Origin of the sequence: Micromonospora sp. NPDC049049, assembly GCF_040649115.1 — a bacterium.
GTDB lineage: Bacteria > Actinomycetota > Actinomycetes > Mycobacteriales > Micromonosporaceae > Micromonospora.
Genome location: NZ_JBEZEX010000015.1, coordinates 87,333 through 104,735 on the forward strand (window position 1 = coordinate 87,333; position 17,403 = coordinate 104,735).

Here is a 17,403-nt window from a genome sequence, read left to right on the forward strand (position 1 = left end):
CCGTACCGTGGCGATCATCCTGCTGGATCGGGTCGTGGCCCTCGTCACGGCCGCACGGCGGGTGCTCACCGGTCGGGAGGACGTCTCGCGGGCCACCTGGGTGGCTGTCGTCGCGGCGCTCGGGGTGCTGATCGCGACGGCCGTGTCCGTCGTCGGGGTGCTGCGTACGCCGGAGAAGCTGACGCCGGTGACCCTCGACCCACCGCCGTCGGTCGAGCAGATGGACGGGTCGCCGTCCGCCACCCCCCGCGCGCAGGCGCGACCGGCGCTCACCAGCCCGGCGGTGGCCGCGCCCCCGTCCGCCTCGGCCTCGTCGGTCCCACCGGCCGTCGCGTCGTCGACCCGGCCCACGCCGACCGGCGCCACCGCCGAACCCACCCCGGCGGCCCTGGGCGCGGACTTCGCCATCACTGACAATGCCCTGCTCAGCTACGGCGCGACAGTGACGATCAGCAATCCGGGCCCGGTCCCGGCACCGGGGTGGACGCTGGTCGTCACCCTGCCCCGGGAGTCGCTGGGGGTCAGCGGGGTCGAGGGGGCACAGGCCAGCCGGGACGGTGCGGTGTGGACGTTCGTGCCGGACCCGAACACCGGTCAGGTGCCCGGCAGCGCCTCGGTCCGGGTGACGTTCCGGGTCAATGGATCGTTGACCGGTGCCGCCCCCAGGGCGTGCACGATCGACGGGGTCGCCTGCTCCGGCCTGCCGAACTGACCGGTCCGGGACGCCCGGATCGAGCGCGGTACACCCGTCGTTCCGACGGCAGCCATGCTTGATTGATCATCAGTTCGGGCGTGCTTCGTACCGTCGCGACCATGACTGTCCCACCCGCATCACCGTCGCCGCGCCGCGCCGGGTCACGCCTCGGCGCCCTGGGTGCCCGGGCCGCCGCCGTCGCCGCTCTCGCCGTCACCAGCGCTGCCGTCGCGGTCGCCGTCGCGACCTCGTCACCCGCCACCGCCGAGCCGGGCAGCGTCGTCGTCTCGGAGAACTTCTCGGCCGGGTCGCTGCCCGCCGGTTGGCACGCGGTCGACGGCACCTGGAAGGTCGAGAACGGCCGGCTGTACGGAACCTCCGCCAGCTCCAGCGAAAACAACAAGATCACCTTCGGTCGGCACCTGAACGACTTCCGCCTCGAGGCGACCATGCGCTTCGAGTCGGTTTCGGCCGCCACCCGCTGGGCCTCGCTCGGCATCGACGTCCCCGCCAGCGGCGCGACCCCCTGGTGGATCGCCACCATGCGCAGCGGCACCACCGCCGCCAACGGGCTCGAATTCGCCCAGCGGACCACTGCCAACGCCTGGGTCGTGACGAACACCGCCTCCGCCCCGTCCGCCGCCGGCACCGGCCGGGACGTGCGCGTCGCCGTCGAGGTGCACGGCAACCAGGCCCGTTGGATCTTCGACGGGCGGGAGGCGATGCGGACCAGCAGCCTCCAGCGTTCCGCCGACGGCGTCCAGGGGCTCTTCGTCAACGGCGCAACAGTGTCGTACGACGACGTCACCGTCACCGAGCTGGCACCGAACGGCTACCTCCGCCCCGAGGGCAGCCCGTTCACCGTGATCGCCCACCGGGGCGCGTCCGCCGCCGCACCGGAGAACACCCTCGTCGCCCAGGAGATCGCCCGTAGGGGCGGCGCCGACTGGATCGAGAACGACGTCCAGCCGAGCAGGGACGGCGTCCCGTTCATCCTGCACGACGGCACCGTCGACCGGACCACCGACGGCACCGGCAACATCCGGGACCTGACCGCCGCGCAGATCAAGGCGCTCGACGCCGGCTCCTGGTTCGGCCCGCAGTACGTCGGTGAGCGGGTGCCCACCCTCGCGGAGCAGCTCGCCGACCTGCGGACGCGGGGTGGAAACCTGCTCGTGGAGATCAAGGGCAAGCACACCCGCAACGAGGTCGCCACGATCATGCAGGTGATCCGGGACGAGCAGATGATGGGCCGGGTCTTCATCCAGAGCTTCGAGGTCGACGCTCTGAAGTACACCTACGAGATCGCCCCCGAGCTGCCGCTCGGCCTGCTCCGCAGCACCCTGGACGCCGACCCGGTGGCGATCGCGAAGGAGTTGCACCTGACCGCGTACAACCCGGACGGCAACGCGCTGTTGGCCAAGCCCGAGGTCATCGCCCCGCTGCACGCGGCCGGGGTCGCCGTGATGGCGTGGACGATGGACTCCGCCGGCCTGTGGCAGCGGCTGGAGCGGATCGGCACCGACGCGATCATCACCAACCGGGCGGCGGAGCTGGTCGGCTGGAACTCGGCGTTCGTCCAGCGGGCCCCCGGCGACCCGACCGTGCAGATCACCTCGCCGACCGACGGGGCTCGGCTGGACCGGGCGCAGTCACCGGTGATCGCGGTCGCCGCGACCAACGCCGACACCGTCACCGTGACGCTGGACGGTAAGAAGTCGGCCGCCGGGCGCAAGCTCGACCTGGCCAAGCTGACCGCCGGCCGGCACACCATCACCACCGAGGCGACCGGGCCCGAGGGCACCGCCACGGCGACCAGCACCTTCACCGTGACAGTGAGCCAGGCTGGCCTCGGCTACCTGATCCCCACCTCGGGCGCGGACCCGGCCGCCGTCACGGCGATGACCATCAAACTGGCCCACGCCCAGTACGCCGAGCTGGCCACCTACGCCGACCGGCAGGCGGGCAAGCTGGTGCCGGCGGAGATCGCCAGCGTCATCGCCGCCGACGCCCGCACCCTCGCACTGAAGTAACGACTCGAAGGGTGGCGCTGGTCCGATGTGGTCAGCGCCACCCCTGTCCTCAGTGGATGCCGACCGGTGACCCGGCACGTTCGCCCCGCTGTCGTACCAGTGGCAGCGCCGGGGCCAACGCCAGCGCCATGCACAGGCCGCCGATGGGAAGCAGGTCGAGGGTGACCGCCGGCAGGACGATGCCGACGAGGAGCAGCGGCACGCTCCACCACGGCAGCCGCCGTCGGGCGGCGAGCATGCCCGTGAGCACGAGCAGGCCGAGGAAGAAGAACTGGGGTACGACGTCGTAGAAGGCCACCTCCACGCCGGGGATGTCCTTGAATTCCGCGCCGAGCCTCGACATCTCCGCCCGGTCCTCGGCCAGCAGCCCCTCGACGATGTCCGCGCCGAACTGCACCATCGTCGCGGCGAGGCCGACGAACGTGCCGGCCACCACCCCGGTGCGCCACGGACTGCGGGGCAGCAGGCGGGACAGCGCGAGCACACCCGGGACGAAGCACACCATGCCGGCGAGGGCGGCCAGGTGGGCGGCCTGCCAGTCGAGGCCGGGGCCGTACACCCCGTCTGACTTTCCCCACAGCCGGATCAGGCCGTAGGCCACGATGCCGACCGGGCCGGCGATCACGTAGAGCGCAGCGCGTTTCATGCCAGTCAGCATGTGACCGTCGGCGACTGCCGACCTCCGGGAGCTTCCCTCGGGTCGCCCTGGCTTTCGTCTCAGGTCTTCCACCGAGCGACCCCGAGACCTCGCGTTCAGCGTTCGCTGATGAGGGGGGCGTAGTCGCCGCGGGTGAGCGGCATGCTGGACAGGGAGCCGTCGGCCCGGGGCACGCCCAGAGCCCTGCCGTCACGCAGGAAGGCCACTGTGGAGACGTCCTCGCGGCTGGTGAGAGTGCAGACGATCTGCCCGAAGGCGAGGACCTCGTCGCTGCGACCGCCCACCTCGGCGGGTTCGTCCACAGCGACGACGGCCTGCGTCCCGGTAACTGTCGCGAGGGCGGCGTTGACCGCCCCCGGCAGCGCGCTGGTCAGGTCGCTGTCCCGTTCGGCCCCGCTGGGCCCGGCGAGCAGGTGCCGCAACTGGTCCGCGATGCTGGGTGCCCTGTCGACGCGCCGGACCACGGGGACGATGCGGTTGTTCCGGACCAGGCAGAGCGTCTCGGCGGCGCTGCCGGCCGGTGCGGTGGTGTCGGCGGGAGCGGCGCTGCTCAGCGGCCCTCGCGGGGCCGGCACCGCGCGTGGGGTGTCGTCGGTGGGGATGCCACATGCGGCCAGCAGCACAACGAGGGCCAACGGAACGAGACGGCGGGGCTTCACGACAGGCTCCCCGGCAGGGTGACCCGGAAACAGGCGCCCCCGCCCGGACGGTCGGCGACCGTCACCTGCCCAGCGTGCGCGGCGGCGTGCTGCGCGACCAGCGCCAGCCCCAGGCCGGTGCCGTCGCCGGCGCCACGGGTGTGGGCGGCTCGCCCCCGGACGAACCGGTCGAAGATCGCCTCCCGGTCCTCCACGGGAACGCCCGGACCGTCATCGTCGACCTCGATGACGCCGCTGTCCCCGTCCCGGTCCAGGCGAACAGCCACCGGGCCACCGCCGTAGGTGGCGGCGTTGTCGAGCAGGTTCGCCAGGATCTGGGCGACCCGCCGCCGCTCGACCTGCCACGTCGTGGGCACGTCCGGTGCCAGGCCGACGAGGGTGCCCGGCAGGTCGTACGCGTCGCAGGTCTCCCGGGCCAGCTCCACCACGTCCACCGGGGCACGGTGGGCCGGCTGGTCGCTGCGGGCCAGGTCGATCAGGTCGTTGACGAGCCGTTGGAAACGATCGATCTCGTCGGCGACGAGCCCGGCGGCGGTGGCAGTCCGTTCGTCCTGGTGCTCCCGACGGCGGGCCAGGACGCTGGCCGCCGCGGCGAGGGTCTGCAACGGGGACCGCAGTTCGTGGCTGACATCGGCGGCGAACCGGCGGTCCCGTTCGATGCGCAGGGCGAGGCGGTCGACCATCTGGTTGAACGACGAGGAGAGGCGGGTGAGGTCACTGTCGGTGGCCGGGTCGAGCCGGGCGGTGAAGTCACCGGCGGCGATCTTCTCGGCCGCGTCGGCGACCGCTGTCAGCGGCCGCAGCCCGTGTCGGGTGGCGTACCAGGCGAGGGCGGCGCCGGATCCGGCGACCAGCACCGCAACGCTGGTCAGCGCGAGGGCCAGCACCCGGAAGGTCTGCTCCAGCTCGCGCAGCGAGTTGACCTCGAAGTACGTCGCGGACGCGGACAACGGCACACCGACCACCAGGGCCGGTTGGCCGTCGACGCGGACACGCTGCACGGCCGGCTCCCCGGCGGAGACGACCCGGAGCAGCTCGTCGGGGATGGCGGCCGTGGTGCCGGGATCGGCTGCCCTCGCGTACCACTCGCCGTTGAGGTGCAGCACCGGTCGACGGCTTCCGCCGGTGTCCAACGACCGGAGCACCTCCACCACGTCCGGGGTGTCGGTGTCGAGGCCGGCATGCACCACGGCGGCGTCGAAGTAGGCGGCCCGCAGGGCGATGCGTTCGCGGTCGTCGAGCAGGGACCGGCGGGTCAACTCGTAGGAGATCAGGGCCATCGACGCCGAGAGCAGGAGCGCGCCGACGGCGAACGCGGCGGTAACCCGGGTACGCAGTCCGAGGCGTCTCATCGTTGCAACTTGTAGCCGAGGCCCCGCAGGGTAACCAGGTGCCGGGGGTTCGCCGGGTCCAGCTCGATCTTCTGCCGAAGCCGACCGACGTGCACGTCGACGAGCCGTTCGTCGCCGCTGTCGTACCCCCAGACCCGTTGCAGCAACTGCTGACGCGACAGCACCCGACCAGCGTGCTCGGCCAGCTCACAGAGCAGCCGGAACTCGGTGCGGGTGACAGTGACCTGCTGGCCGGCGCGGCGCACCTCCCCCGCCTCCGGGCTGATCTCCAACTCCCCGAAGGCGACCGCCGGCACGGGCTCCGGCGCCGAGGTCGTGACCACCGGCCGGGCACGGCGGCGCAGAGCCCGCAGGCGGGCGGTCAGCTCCCGGATGGCCACGGGTTTGACCACGTAGTCGTCGGCGCCGGCTTCGAGGGCCGCCACGATGTCGTCGGTGCCGTCACGGGCGCTGACCACCACGATCGGCACGTCGTCGTCTCGGCGCAACTGTCGGATGCACTCGAAGCCGTCGAGGCCGGGCAGCATCAGGTCGACGAGCACGTAGTCGGCCGGGTGGTGGCGCTGGGCGCGCAGGCCCTCCTCGGCCGTGGCCGCGCCGAGGGCGTCGTAGCCCTCGTCCTCAAGTGCGAGCAGCAGCGCGAGCCGGATGCGGTCGTCGTCCTCGATCACCAGTACGGCCGTCATCCCGGAATCATCCTCGGCCGACCGCCGGGCGGCCAACCGTGCCCGCCGGCCGGCGGTTTTGTCACACAACTGTCACAGAGCCTTGCAGTGACCGCCAACCCCGCCCAGCACGGTGGGGAGGAGGCAAGGTCGACGGAGAGGGGTACGGCAATGGCGACGCCGGTGCTGCCCGCGAGGTACACGCTGCCGCTGGTCGAGGTTCGCGTCACCGAACTCGATCTGGCCTGTCTGCCGGAGGTCGGCGCAGTGTTCGACCGACTGCTGGCGCTGCGCCCCGCGCAGGTCGTGCTCGACCTGTCCGACTGCCAGCACCTCGACGCCGCCGCCATCGGCCTGCTGCTCGACGTGCACCGGCGGCTGACTCGCGCCGACGCGGCCCTCACCGTCCGCGATCCGAACCCCCGGGTCCGGCGCATCCTGCAGATCACCCGCCTGGATCAGGTGCTCCCGATCGTCAATGAGGAAGGACCAGCAGCATGACCGTCGTCCCGGACGAGTATCTGATGACCTTGATCTGCGACACCTGCGGCGAGACCATCCGCGGCACCGCGTGCGTGCTCCCCGACGCCGAGGTCGTCTGGACCCTGGTGGCCGAACACGGCTGGAGCGGCTCCCCCTTCGCCACCGGGCCGCACCGCTGCCCGCACTGCAGCCTCCTGCCCGCCTCGACCGGTGGCCACGTGTCGTGCGACGAGCACGGCCCCGGTGGCATCCTCGGCATCGACCACCTCGACGGCACGACAGTCATCGCCGCCACTGGTGACATCGACCTCGACACCGGCGACAACCTGCGCACGGCGCTGCGGCACGTGGCCGAGGTGGGCGGGCATGTCGTGGTCGACCTGAGCCGGGTGCACATCATCGACTCGACAGGCCTCGGTCTGCTCGTGCGCGCCCACCGGGACGCCCGGGAACGGGGTGTCACGCTCTGCCTCGCCGCGCCGTCGAGATTCATCCGCACCGTCCTGCACACCATGCGTCTGGACGGGGCCTTCCCGATCTTCGACAGCCGCGACCACGCCCTCGCCGAGCTCTCCGACGGTGGCGGGAGGCCCCTTTCCGCGGGCCACGCGGTGGCCGTCCCCCGTTGAGGGAGCGGGGCGGGAGGACCGGGTGGCGAGCATGTTTCATGCTGGAGTAATGATTCGTTTCGTACTGAATGTGCTGTGGCTCGTCTTCGGCGGTGGCCTCGTGCTGGCGGTCGGCTACGGCATCGCCGCGCTGATCTGCTTCGCCCTGGTCATCACCATCCCGTTCGGCGTCGCCTCGCTGCGCCTCGCGGTCTACTCGCTGTGGCCCTTCGGCCGCACCCTGGTGCCCAAGCCGGGCGTGGGCGTCGGCTCCGGCCTGGCGAACATCCTCTGGGTGGTGCTGGCCGGCTGGTGGCTCGCGCTCTCGCACATCCTCGCGGGCATCGCCCTCTGCGTGACGATCATCGGGATCCCGTTCGGCATCGCCAACTTCAAGCTCGTACCGGCGGCGTTCTGGCCGCTCGGCCGTGAGGTCGTCGACGCGCCCTGAACACGGAAAACGGGAGACCCCTGGTCTCCCGCCACTTCTAACTTATAGCGCACTGGGGGGCTTGCGGCAAGACCCCGTTTATGACGCAGAATCGTCGGCCGAGGCCAGATTCTGCCGAAATGGATGTCATGAATTGGATTCCTTGCCTACCTCCGTGTTCGACCTTCCCGATCACCTCGCCCCCAAGGCCGACCCGGCGCTCATCGCCCACGACGAGCGGCACTTCGCGGCCATGGCGCAGGGCCTCGCGCAGCTGAACGCCGAGCTGTCCGAGCGTCTGGACACCGCCCGCCGGGCGCCCGGCGGCAAGGGCCGGCAGGCCGTCGACCGGGACGAGGAGGTCCGCCGGCTGACCGCCCGCCTCCGCTCGCTGAGCCGCTACGGGCTGGACCTGTGCCTCGGCCACGTCGTCGGGGCGGACGACCCCGAGCCGGTGTACGTCGGACGTCGCGGCCTCACCGACAGCGCGGGCCGGCGGCTGCTGCTCGACTGGCGCTCACCCGCTGCCGAGCCGTTCTTCGGCGCGACCCACGCCAACCCGATGGGCTTGGCGAGCCGCCGCCGGTACCGCTGGACCCGAGGCCGGATCAGCGACTACTGGGACGAGGTGTTCACCCCGGACGGGTTCGTGGGGCACGCCGTCGCGCTCGACGACCAGTCCGCGTTCATCGCCAGTCTGGGCGGTGCCCGTTCGCCCCGGATGCGCGATGTGCTCAGCACGATCCAGGCCGACCAGGACGCCATCATCCGGGCGGGGTCGGCCGGCGCCCTCGTGGTCGACGGCGGTCCGGGCACCGGCAAGACCGTCGTCGCCCTGCACCGCACCGCGTACCTGCTCTACTCCGACCCGCGCCTCGGTCAACGCCGGGGTGGAGTGCTCTTCGTGGGACCGCACCAGCCCTACCTGGCCTACGTCGCCGACGTCCTGCCCAGCCTCGGAGAGGAGGACGTGCAGACCTGCACCCTGCGCGGCCTCGTCGCAGAGGGAGCCACGGCTACCGTCGACGCCGACCCGGACGTGGCCCGGCTGAAGTCCTCGGCCGAGCTGGTCCGGGCGATCGACGCGGCCGTCCGGTTCTACGAGGACCCACCGGTCGCCCCGATGACGATCACGGTCGGCGAATCCGACGTCCACCTGAGCGCCGACGACTGGGCCGACGCGTTCCAGGCGCCGGGTCCGGGCACCCCGCACAACGAGGCGCGCGAGGACATCTGGGAGGAGTTGCTGACGATCCTCATCGACCGGTACGACGGCGAGGAGCCGGACGCCGTGCTCCGCGACTCGCTGCTGCGCAACCGGGAGCTGCGGGCGACCGTCAACAGTGCCTGGCCGTTGCTCGACGCGGCCGATCTCGTGAGTGACCTGTGGTCGGTGCCCGCGTACCTGCGCAGGTGCGCGCCGTGGCTCAGCCCGGAGGAGGTCCGCAAGCTGCAACGCGACGAGCCCCGGGCCTGGACCGTGTCCGACCTGCCGCTGCTCGACGCGGCCCGGCAGCGGCTCGGCGACGCGGAGAGGGCGGGGCGCACCCGGCGGCGCGACCCGGCCGCCGCCGTGGAACGCGAACACATGGCCCGGGTCGTCGACGAGCTGCTCGCGGCCGACACCTACGACGACGGCGAGGGTCTGCTGGCGATGCTGCGCCAACCCGATCTGCGCGACGTCCTGGTCGACGACTCCGCGCTGCCGGACGCCGACCCGGACCTGCTGGCCGGCCCGTTCGCACACATCGTCGTCGACGAGGCGCAGGAGCTGACCGACGCCCAGTGGCAGATGCTGCTGGCCCGCTGCCCGTCGCGCAGCTTCACCATCGTGGGAGACCGCGCCCAGGCCCGGCACGGGTTCACCGAGTCGTGGCAGGAACGCCTCAAGCGGGTCGGGCTCGACCGCGTCACAGTGGCCTCGTTGGCCATCAACTACCGGACGCCGGCGGAGGTCATGGCGGAGGCCGAACCGGTCATCCGGGGCGTACTCCCCGACGCCAACGTGCCCACCTCCATCCGCGGCAACGGGCTCCCCGTCGTCCACGGTTCGGCCGCCGACCTTGGGTCGATCCTCGACACCTGGCTCGCCGACCACGCCGAAGGAATCGCCTGCGTGATCGGCGACCCGACCTTCCCGCCGACGTCCCGGGTCCGGTCACTGAGCCCGGAGCAGGCCAAGGGCCTCGAATTCGACCTGGTCGTCCTCGTCGACCCGCAAGCGTTCGGCAGCGGCGTCTCGGGGGCGGTCGACCGCTACGTCGCGATGACCCGGGCCACCCAGCAACTCGTGCTCCTGACCAGCTGCTGAGCGCGTGCCGGCCGGATCCGGGGACGACCGGGGCGATGTCGCTCTCCGACCCCTCTCAGCGATGACGTGGGCCGAATCAGCGTGGCGTTTCGCCGACTCGACCGGTAACGTCGTGCTCTTCGGCCGCCGCGCGCCGCCGGAGTCCGCGAAGGCGCATCTGCATGACGCAACCCACGCCCGCACGGCGTCGACTCGACGCCGCCCTTGCCCGTCTCGCCACCACCTTCGGTGGCATGACCGCCCACCCCGACGACGGCAACTGCGAGTGCCACTGGGGCAGCGCCGAGGAACTTGCCCTGCTCAAGACCCCGGACGTCGAGCTGGACCCGGATCTGCTGCGCCGTACCTACTCGGCCGGCGACTGGGATCTTCCCGCCGCCATGCTGCGCCGGATCCTGCCCCAACTCGCCACGGCATTGGTCAACGGCGAGGTGGAGCGTCTGAGCAGCATGGACCATGCGGGGCATGCGTTCGCGCGCGGTCGCTGGCAGGAGTGGCCCGCCGAGCAGTCGACGGCGATCCGCGAGTTCCTGGACGCCTGGTGGGTCGTCACGCTCACCGACCCAGACGCCGAGGTGCCGGCGCACGCGGTGCTGGCCATGCTCGTGGAAGCCTGTGGCGTGCTCGACCGCTGGCTCGGCGCCTGGGCGACGGAGAACAGTTTGGTGGCGGACCGACGGCTCGCCGAGGCTTTCGGAGAGTGGGATTACGACCTGCTCTGCGATGAGCTGCCGTGGAGCACCTGGACGTTGACGGACGACGTCAAGGAGATCCTCCGTGCGGAGCTCACCGCATGGCTGCTCCAGCACGCGCCGGCCCGGCTGCGGACGGTCGACACCGACCCGGAACTACTGCACCGGATCAGGCTGCTCGGCATCCCGGATCCGGCCCGCTTTGACGACCCGCACTGGCCGACCTACACCCACTGACCGGGCTGCAACTGCTGCTCAACCCAGCCGGGCGGGTACGGCGGCCAGGTGTTCGCGGACGCTGCGGGGCGCAGGTCGGTCCAGGTCCGCGCCACGAAGTAAGCACCCGGTCTGACCCCGCGACCGACCAGGGCCGCCTGGAGGCGGCCCTGGTCGGTCGCAGAAACTAGCTGCCGAGCGTGACGTGCAGGATCTTCTCGTTGCTGTTGTTCGGGGTGCTGTCCTTGTCACCGACGTTGGTGGTGGTCAGCCACAGCCCGCCGTCCGGAGCCGGCTCCACGGTCCGCAGCCGGCCGTAGGTGCCACTGAAGTACGTCTGCACGTTCGTCAGGCTGCTGCCGCTGATCACCGCCCGGTACATCCGAGCGCCTCGGGCGCAGGCCACGTAGAGCGCGTCGCGGACGATCGTGATGCCGGAGCAGGACCCTTCAGCAGTCGGGTACGTGCGCGCCGGCGCGATGAACCCGGCCGTACCGCACGTGCCGCTGGTGCCCTCGCAGGCCGGCCAGCCGTAGTTTCCACCCTTGGTGATCAGGTTGGTCTCGTCCATCACCGAGTTGCCGAACTCCTGCTCCCACAGCCGGCCCTGCGAGTCGAACGCCAGCCCCTGCGGGTTGCGGTGGCCGTAGCTCCACACGTAGTTGCCGAACGGGTTGTCCGAGGGGACGGTGCCGTCCGGGTTGAGTCGCAGGATCTTGCCTTCGAGGCTGGACCGGTCCTGGGCGTAGTTGCCGTTCTGCGCGTCGCCGGTGCTGGCGTACAGCTTGCCGTCCGGGCCGAACCGCAGGCGACCACCGTCGTGGTACTTGTTACGCCGGATGCCGCTGAGCAGGACCTGCTCGCTGGCGGTGTTGAGTCGCCCGTTCTCCAGCCTGATCCGGACGATGCGGTTGTCGCTCGGCGAGGTGTGCATGATGTAGAGCCACCGGTCGCTGGAGTAGCTGGCCGAGATGGCGAGACCCAACAGGCCACCCTCACCGTCGGTGCTCTGCACGTTCGGCACGGTGCCCAGGTTGGTCTTGGCCCCGGTGCTCGGGTTGAGCTGGATGATGTCGTGCGCGTCGCGCCGGTTGTAGAGCACGCTGCCGTCGGGCAACGTCACCAGACCCCACGGGATGTCGGTGTCGGTGGTGACCTGCCGCACCCCGCACACCGGGTTGGCGCACGCCGCGCCGGTGGTCACCGTCGTGGTGCCGCTGCGCGACGAGGCGTTGTCCTGCCCGTCCCTAGCCACCACGTAGTACTGGTAGGAGGTGTTCGCCGTCAGGCCGCTGTCGGTGAACGTGGTCGCCGGCGGCGCGCCGGTGACAGTGCCCACCTTCGCGCCGGCCCGGTAGATGTCGTACGCCCGCACCCCGATGTTGTCGGTCGACGCGGTCCAGCGCAGCGTCACGGTGGTGCCCGACGCGGTGCCGGTGAGCTGTTGCGGCGCGGTGGGCGGCTGACTGTCGGCCTGACAGGGCGGCGGTGTGATCGAGACGGTGGCGCTCGCCTGCGAGACGTTGCCGGCGGCGTCGCGGGCGTTGACGTACAGACCCCAGGTCGCCCCGGCCACCACGGTCAGGTTGGTGGAGAGCGTCGTACCGCTCACCGACGTCATCAACTGGCCGTCGTGGTAGATGTCGTAGAAGGTCACGGCGACGTTGTCCGTCGAGGCGTTCCACGCGAACGTCACCGAGTTGCAGGTCAGACCGCTGACCCGAGGGCTGCCCGGCGCCGTCGGCGGCTGGCTGTCGGCGCTGCCGAAGGACGTCGTCCACCGTTGGTTGGACTGCCCGTTGCAGGTCCAGAGACCGACCGTGGTGCTGTTGGCGGTGCCGGCGCCGTTCACATCCAGGCACAGACCGGACTGGACGCCGACGATCGTCCCCGAGGTGGTGGTCCGCCAGCGTTGGTTCGCCCCACCGGTGCAGTTGTTGATCTGTAGCGCGGCCGGCGCGGTGGTGTCCTGACCGACCACGTCCAGGCACATCGTGTCGTCGTAGACCCGCAGCTCACCACTTGAGGTGAAGGTCCACGCCTGATTGGCCTGGCCATTGCAGTCGTAGATGTTGATGCCGGCACCGGCGGTCCTGACGTTGCCGACCACGTCCAGGCAACGACCGCTGGCCACGCCCACGACTGTCGACGGCGCCGCGGCGGACGCCGGCACACCGACGGCCAGGCTCAGCAGCGTCACCGCCGCCATCGCCACCGGCAACAGCCGTCGTCGTGGGCGTAGTGGGTTCCTCCGTGCGACGACTCGCATCAGTCCTCCAGGCTCAGGGCATCGACCGGCCCACCCAGACGACGAAGCGCCCGACCACGCCGAACAAGCACATCGACCATCAAAGATGCATTCGTCGCACAAGTCAAACGATGTCCCTCGATCGGGGGCAAACCTGCCCACCATCGGTGCACCCGCCCTCCTCCTCAGGTCGTAAGCGCATTGCCGTCTCGCGCCAGATGGCTCGGGGCGGTCACTCGAACAGGCTTGTTCCACGGCATCGGGTGACGCCGTACGGACCTGCTCCGGACACCCGTTCGCCCAGGAAAGGCACTGGCAGACGATGCGCTCTCTATCCCTTCTCGCCCCCGCTGCACCCCGGCCGGTCGTCCGACTCGGCGCGGTGCTCCTGACCACTGCCGTCATCGCTGTCAGCGCCGCTGGCTGCGGAGCGGCGCAGCACAACCCCGCACCGCCCATCGACGCTCCGGCGGCACCGGCCGCCGCGAGCGGGGCGGGTTCCGCCCTGACCGACACCGACGTCAACGCCTGGCTCGACGGCCTGCTGCCGGCCGCACTCGACCGTAGCGGCATCGCGGGAGCCACTGTCGCCGTCGTGAACGACGGCAAGATCCTTACAACCCGGGGGTACGGGTACGCCGACACCGGGGCCGGCGAGAGCGCCGGTGTACCGGTCGACCCGGACCGCCATCTGTTCCGGATGGGATCGGTGTCGAAGCTCGTCACCGCCACGGCGGTGCTGCAACTCGTGCAGGACGGGAAGCTCGACCTCGACACCGACGTCAGGACGTACCTCGACTTCGAACTGCCGCTCCGCCACGAGCGGGCCGTCACCCTGCGGCACCTGCTGACGCACACCGCCGGCTTCGAGGAGCGGATCGCCGGCCTCATCGGCACCGACGGCAGCGACCTCAACCTGCGCAAGGCCCTGATGACCGACCCACCGGAGCAGATCTACCAGCCCGGCACCGTCCCGGCGTACTCCAACTACAGCAACGCGCTCGCCGGCTACATCGTCGAACGCGTCAGCGGGACGCGCTTCGAGGAGTACGTCCAACGCAACATCCTGGACCGCGCGGGCATGCCGTCGTCGACCTTCGAGCAGCCCCTCCCGGCGGCGCTGCGCGACCGGATGTCCAACGGGTACGACACCTCCGCCGGGCCTGCCGCGCCGTTCGAGATTGTCGGCACGCCCCCGCCCGGTGCGCTGAGCGCCCCGGCGACGGACATGGCGCGATTCATGCTCGCCCAGCTCGGCGAGCCGGTGGGCTTCGCGCCCCTGCTGGACCAACCGACCCGTGAGCTGATGCAGCGACCGGCACTCGACGCGACGTCGTTGGGCACGCTGGCCGACGGGCCCCGGATGACCCTCGGATTCTTCACCGAGGACCGCAACGGCCACCGGATCCTCGGCCACGGCGGCGACACCAAGTACTTCCACTCGCACCTGCAGATCTACCCCGACGACCGCGCCGGGATCTTCCTGTCCCTCAACAGCAACGGCTCCGGTGCCCTCGACAGCCACGAGCTTCGCGATTCGGTGGTGAACGGCTTCGCCGACCGCTACTTCCCCGCCCGCGACGCCCAGCAGACCGCCGGCGTGGACCCGGCGACCACCGCCGAGCACGCCGCGCTGGCCGCCGGCACCTACGAGTCCTCGCGGGCGATCGGGAGCAACTTCCTGACGGCGATCGGCCTGGTCGGTCGGACCACTGTCAGCGTTGCCGACGGCGACCGGTTGCTGGTGAACCCGGGCCCGCTGTCGGACTCTCCCGCCCTCTACGAAGAGGTGGCGCCCTGGGTCTGGCGCGAGGTCGGCGGGCAGCGCACGATCGCCATGCGGGCGACCGACGACCAGGTCGAGGCGATCAGTTTCGACTCCGCGTTCGCGTTGCTACCCGTCGAGCCGGCCCGCGCCTCCGCCGTGGCCGTCCCGGTGCTGGTCCTGTCCACCGTCGTGCTGCTGCTCGCCGTGCTGTCCTGGCCGGTCGGCGCGATCGTCCGCCGTCGGCTCGGGCGCGCTCCCCGGGAACGGGCGGGGCGCACCGCGCGGATCCTGAGCCGCCTCGCTGTCGCCGGCACGCTGCTCGCGTTCGCCGGTTGGGTGCTGACCATCGGCAGCATCATGAGCCTCCAGGACGTTCCCGGGCCCGCACTGCGCACCATCCAGGTGCTGCAACTGCTCGGTCTGCTCGGAGTGCTGCCCGCCGCCGTCCGGCTCGTCGACGACGTGCGACGCCACGTCGGCTGGCGGCGGATCACCGGCAGCGGCCTGATCCTGGTCGCTCTCGCCGGAGCGGGCTGGTTCGCGGTGGAGTTCCACCTGCTCGCGCCTAGCATCTCCTACTGACCCGCCCGACCCGGGACGATCCGGAGCAAGGATGCGCACCGCATGAGGGACCACGTCGACACCGAACCCGGCACACCGCGACTGACGAAGTGGCTCGACGGACGGCTCACCCGGCTCGGGGTGAACGGCGTCTTCCGCCGGGACTGCCTGCTGGCCGCCGCGCTGACCGTCCTGACGTTCGTACTGCTCACCGCGCTGTTCTGGTTCGTGGCACCGGAAGATGGGGTGTCGTTCGACCCGGCGCGGGCCTGGCTGCTCGTCGCCATCTGCTGCGCGCAGGCGATGCTGCTGTGCCTGCGTCGGGTCCGGCCGCTGCTCTGCCTCGCGCTCGTCGTCGGCCTTCAACTGCCCATCATCGGCTTCTCCCTGCCGGAGGCGACCATCCGGGGCCTCGCACCGTTCGTCGCGGCGTACACGGTCGGGTCGTTGCTGCCGGTTCGCCGTGCGCTGCTGGCCGTCAGCGCGGTCGTGGTGGTGGAGTCGATCGGGGCGGCCGTCGTGGTGACCCCGGATCTGCTGACGGCCATCGCGTACGTCTCGGCGAGCGCCCTGACCTACGCCGGCGCGACCTTCGTCGGCGGCTACGTGGCCACCTACCGACGCTACGTGGAGTTGGTCGGGGTGCGGGCGGACGAGGCGATCCGGGAGCAGCGCACGAAGGTCCAGGCGGCGATCGGCGCGGAGCGTTCCCGGATGGCCCGGGAGTTGCACGACGTGGCCGCGCACCACCTCTCCGGCATGGTCGTGCAGGCGGCGGCGGTCGAGCGGCTGATCGACCGGGACCCGGCGGCCGCGAAGGCCGGTGTGGCCTGGATCCGTAGCCAGGGCAAGGAGACCCTGGACAACCTGCGGCTGGTCGTCGGTGTGCTGCGCGGCAGACCGGGGCACGAGGGCGGCGACGGTGCCACTCCGGTGCCGGGGCTGGGCATGCTCGACGACCTCGTCCGCACCGCGGGCGACCTCGCCGGCCCGGTGGAGTTCGTCCGGCAGGGCGAGCAGCGCGAGGTGCCACCGATCGCCGACGTCGCGCTCTACCGGATCGCGCAGGAGTCGCTCAGCAACGCACGCCAGCACGCCCCGGGCGCTGCGGCGCGGGTGGTTCTCCGCTTCGAGCCCCGCTCGGTGTCGCTGGAGGTGGTGAACGAACCCGCTGCGCCGCGACGCGTACCGGCGGCACGCACCGGTGGCGTCGGCCTGGTGGGCATGCGTGAGCGGGCCCAGCTGATCGGGGCGACGTTCACCGCCGGCCCGACGGCGGCCGGTGGCTGGTCGGTCGCCGCGACCCTCCCGACGAACGGTCCTGCCACATCCCGTCCGAAGGAAGAGGCCCCGGCATGATCAGAGTGATGCTCGTGGACGACCAGGCAGTGGTCCGCGCCGGCTTTCGCGTCATCCTGGAGCAGGCCGGCGAGATCGAGGTCGTGGCCGAGGCGTCGAACGGGTCCGCCGCCGTGGAGCTGGCCCGCCGGCTGCAACCGGACGTCATCTGCATGGACGTCCGAATGCCGCACGGCGACGGGCTCACCGCGACCCGGCAGATCGTCGCCGAAGCGAGCGGGACGCCACCGGCGGTGCTGGTCGTGACGACCTTCGACCTCGACGAGTACGTCTTCGGCGCGTTGGAGTCCGGCGCCAGCGGGTTCATCCTCAAGGACTGTGAGCCCGAGGAGCTGATCGAGGCGATCCGTCGGCTGGCGAGCGGTTACGGGCTCGTCGACCAGGCCGTCACCCGTCGGGTGATCTCCGAGTTCGCCAGGCGTACGCCCGCTCCTCACTCGGACGCGGCGGCGGCGCACCAGCTGACCGCGCGGGAGACCGAGATCGTGGAGTTGCTCGCGCAGGGCCTGTCGAACGTCGAGATCGCCGAGCGGCTCTTCATCGAGACCAGCACTGTCAAGTCGCACCTCGGGCGCGCCATGACGAAGATCGGCGCACGGGACCGGCTACAGACCGTCGTGTGGGCGTACCAGAACGGGGTGGTCCACCGATGACCGCGATTCCGCA

General features: G+C 71.3%; 15 protein-coding genes. 10 read left to right on the forward strand and 5 right to left on the reverse strand.

Annotation, left to right across the window (positions count from 1 at the left end; translation table 11 throughout):
* The first annotated feature begins 7 nt into the window (after positions 1-7).
* Together AB0B68_RS17320 and AB0B68_RS17325 are read left to right on the forward strand one after the other, a co-directional pair.
* On the forward strand, positions 8-712 hold the full coding sequence (locus AB0B68_RS17320; RefSeq protein ID WP_357205898.1) for a cellulose binding domain-containing protein: 705 nt from the start codon (positions 8-10) through the stop codon (positions 710-712).
* Between the two features lie 101 nt (positions 713-813).
* On the forward strand, positions 814-2,727 hold the full coding sequence (locus AB0B68_RS17325) for a glycerophosphodiester phosphodiesterase family protein (protein ID WP_357205901.1): 1,914 nt from the start codon (positions 814-816) through the stop codon (positions 2,725-2,727).
* A 49-nt stretch (positions 2,728-2,776) separates the two neighbouring features.
* Here the strand turns inward: AB0B68_RS17325 and AB0B68_RS17330 are convergent, their stop codons facing one another.
* From AB0B68_RS17330 to AB0B68_RS17345, 4 genes are all read right to left on the reverse strand, one after another.
* On the reverse strand, positions 2,777-3,373 hold the full coding sequence (locus AB0B68_RS17330; protein ID WP_357260988.1) for a hypothetical protein: 597 nt from the start codon (positions 3,371-3,373) through the stop codon (positions 2,777-2,779).
* 107 nt (positions 3,374-3,480) lie between these two features.
* Entirely contained in the window at positions 3,481-4,044 is a 564-nt protein-coding gene (locus AB0B68_RS17335; RefSeq protein WP_357260991.1) for a GerMN domain-containing protein, read from the reverse strand.
* On the reverse strand, positions 4,041-5,396 hold the full coding sequence (locus tag AB0B68_RS17340) for a HAMP domain-containing sensor histidine kinase (protein ID WP_357260994.1): 1,356 nt from the start codon (positions 5,394-5,396) through the stop codon (positions 4,041-4,043). Before AB0B68_RS17340 ends, AB0B68_RS17335 begins: the two co-directional genes overlap by 4 nt.
* On the reverse strand, positions 5,393-6,082 hold the full coding sequence (locus AB0B68_RS17345) for a response regulator transcription factor (protein ID WP_355006168.1): 690 nt from the start codon (positions 6,080-6,082) through the stop codon (positions 5,393-5,395). The genes AB0B68_RS17340 and AB0B68_RS17345 overlap by 4 nt, the downstream gene beginning before the upstream one ends.
* A 150-nt stretch (positions 6,083-6,232) precedes the next feature.
* Here AB0B68_RS17345 and AB0B68_RS17350 point away from each other — a divergent pair, with 150 nt between their 5' ends.
* From AB0B68_RS17350 to AB0B68_RS17370, 5 genes are all read left to right on the forward strand, one after another.
* Entirely contained in the window at positions 6,233-6,562 is a 330-nt protein-coding gene (locus AB0B68_RS17350; protein WP_357205912.1) for an STAS domain-containing protein, read from the forward strand.
* Positions 6,559-7,173 carry an STAS domain-containing protein gene (locus AB0B68_RS17355; RefSeq protein ID WP_357260997.1) on the forward strand — a complete coding sequence of 205 codons (615 nt, stop codon included), beginning with the start codon at positions 6,559-6,561 and terminating at the stop codon, positions 7,171-7,173. The genes AB0B68_RS17350 and AB0B68_RS17355 overlap by 4 nt, the downstream gene beginning before the upstream one ends.
* Before the next feature lie 49 nt (positions 7,174-7,222).
* Positions 7,223-7,603, forward strand: a complete 381-nt coding sequence (locus tag AB0B68_RS17360) for a YccF domain-containing protein (protein WP_357205917.1) — start codon at positions 7,223-7,225, stop codon at positions 7,601-7,603.
* A gap of 154 nt (positions 7,604-7,757) precedes the next feature.
* Positions 7,758-9,893 (forward strand): RNA polymerase recycling motor ATPase HelR, encoded by a 2,136-nt coding sequence (helR, locus tag AB0B68_RS17365; protein ID WP_357261000.1) that lies wholly within the window; start codon positions 7,758-7,760, stop codon positions 9,891-9,893.
* Positions 9,894-10,054: 161 nt separating this feature from the next.
* Positions 10,055-10,822, forward strand: coding sequence for a hypothetical protein (locus AB0B68_RS17370; protein WP_357261003.1), 768 nt, complete (start codon positions 10,055-10,057; stop codon positions 10,820-10,822).
* A 166-nt stretch (positions 10,823-10,988) separates the two neighbouring features.
* Here AB0B68_RS17370 and AB0B68_RS17375 read toward each other — a convergent pair whose 3' ends face one another.
* Positions 10,989-13,070, reverse strand: a complete 2,082-nt coding sequence (locus AB0B68_RS17375; RefSeq protein ID WP_357261006.1) for a PQQ-dependent sugar dehydrogenase — start codon at positions 13,068-13,070, stop codon at positions 10,989-10,991.
* A gap of 361 nt (positions 13,071-13,431) precedes the next feature.
* Between AB0B68_RS17375 and AB0B68_RS17380 the strand changes: the two genes are divergently transcribed.
* From AB0B68_RS17380 to AB0B68_RS17390, 3 genes are read left to right on the forward strand one after another with little or no spacing between them, the layout of a single operon-like run.
* Positions 13,432-15,399 (forward strand): serine hydrolase domain-containing protein, encoded by a 1,968-nt coding sequence (locus tag AB0B68_RS17380; RefSeq protein WP_357261009.1) that lies wholly within the window; start codon positions 13,432-13,434, stop codon positions 15,397-15,399.
* 42 nt (positions 15,400-15,441) lie between these two features.
* Positions 15,442-16,737: a histidine kinase gene (locus AB0B68_RS17385; protein ID WP_357261012.1), complete on the forward strand. Its 1,296-nt coding sequence runs from the start codon at positions 15,442-15,444 to the stop codon at positions 16,735-16,737.
* Positions 16,734-17,390: a response regulator transcription factor gene (locus AB0B68_RS17390; RefSeq protein ID WP_357261015.1), complete on the forward strand. Its 657-nt coding sequence runs from the start codon at positions 16,734-16,736 to the stop codon at positions 17,388-17,390. The genes AB0B68_RS17385 and AB0B68_RS17390 overlap by 4 nt, the downstream gene beginning before the upstream one ends.
* Positions 17,391-17,403: the final 13 nt, after the last annotated feature.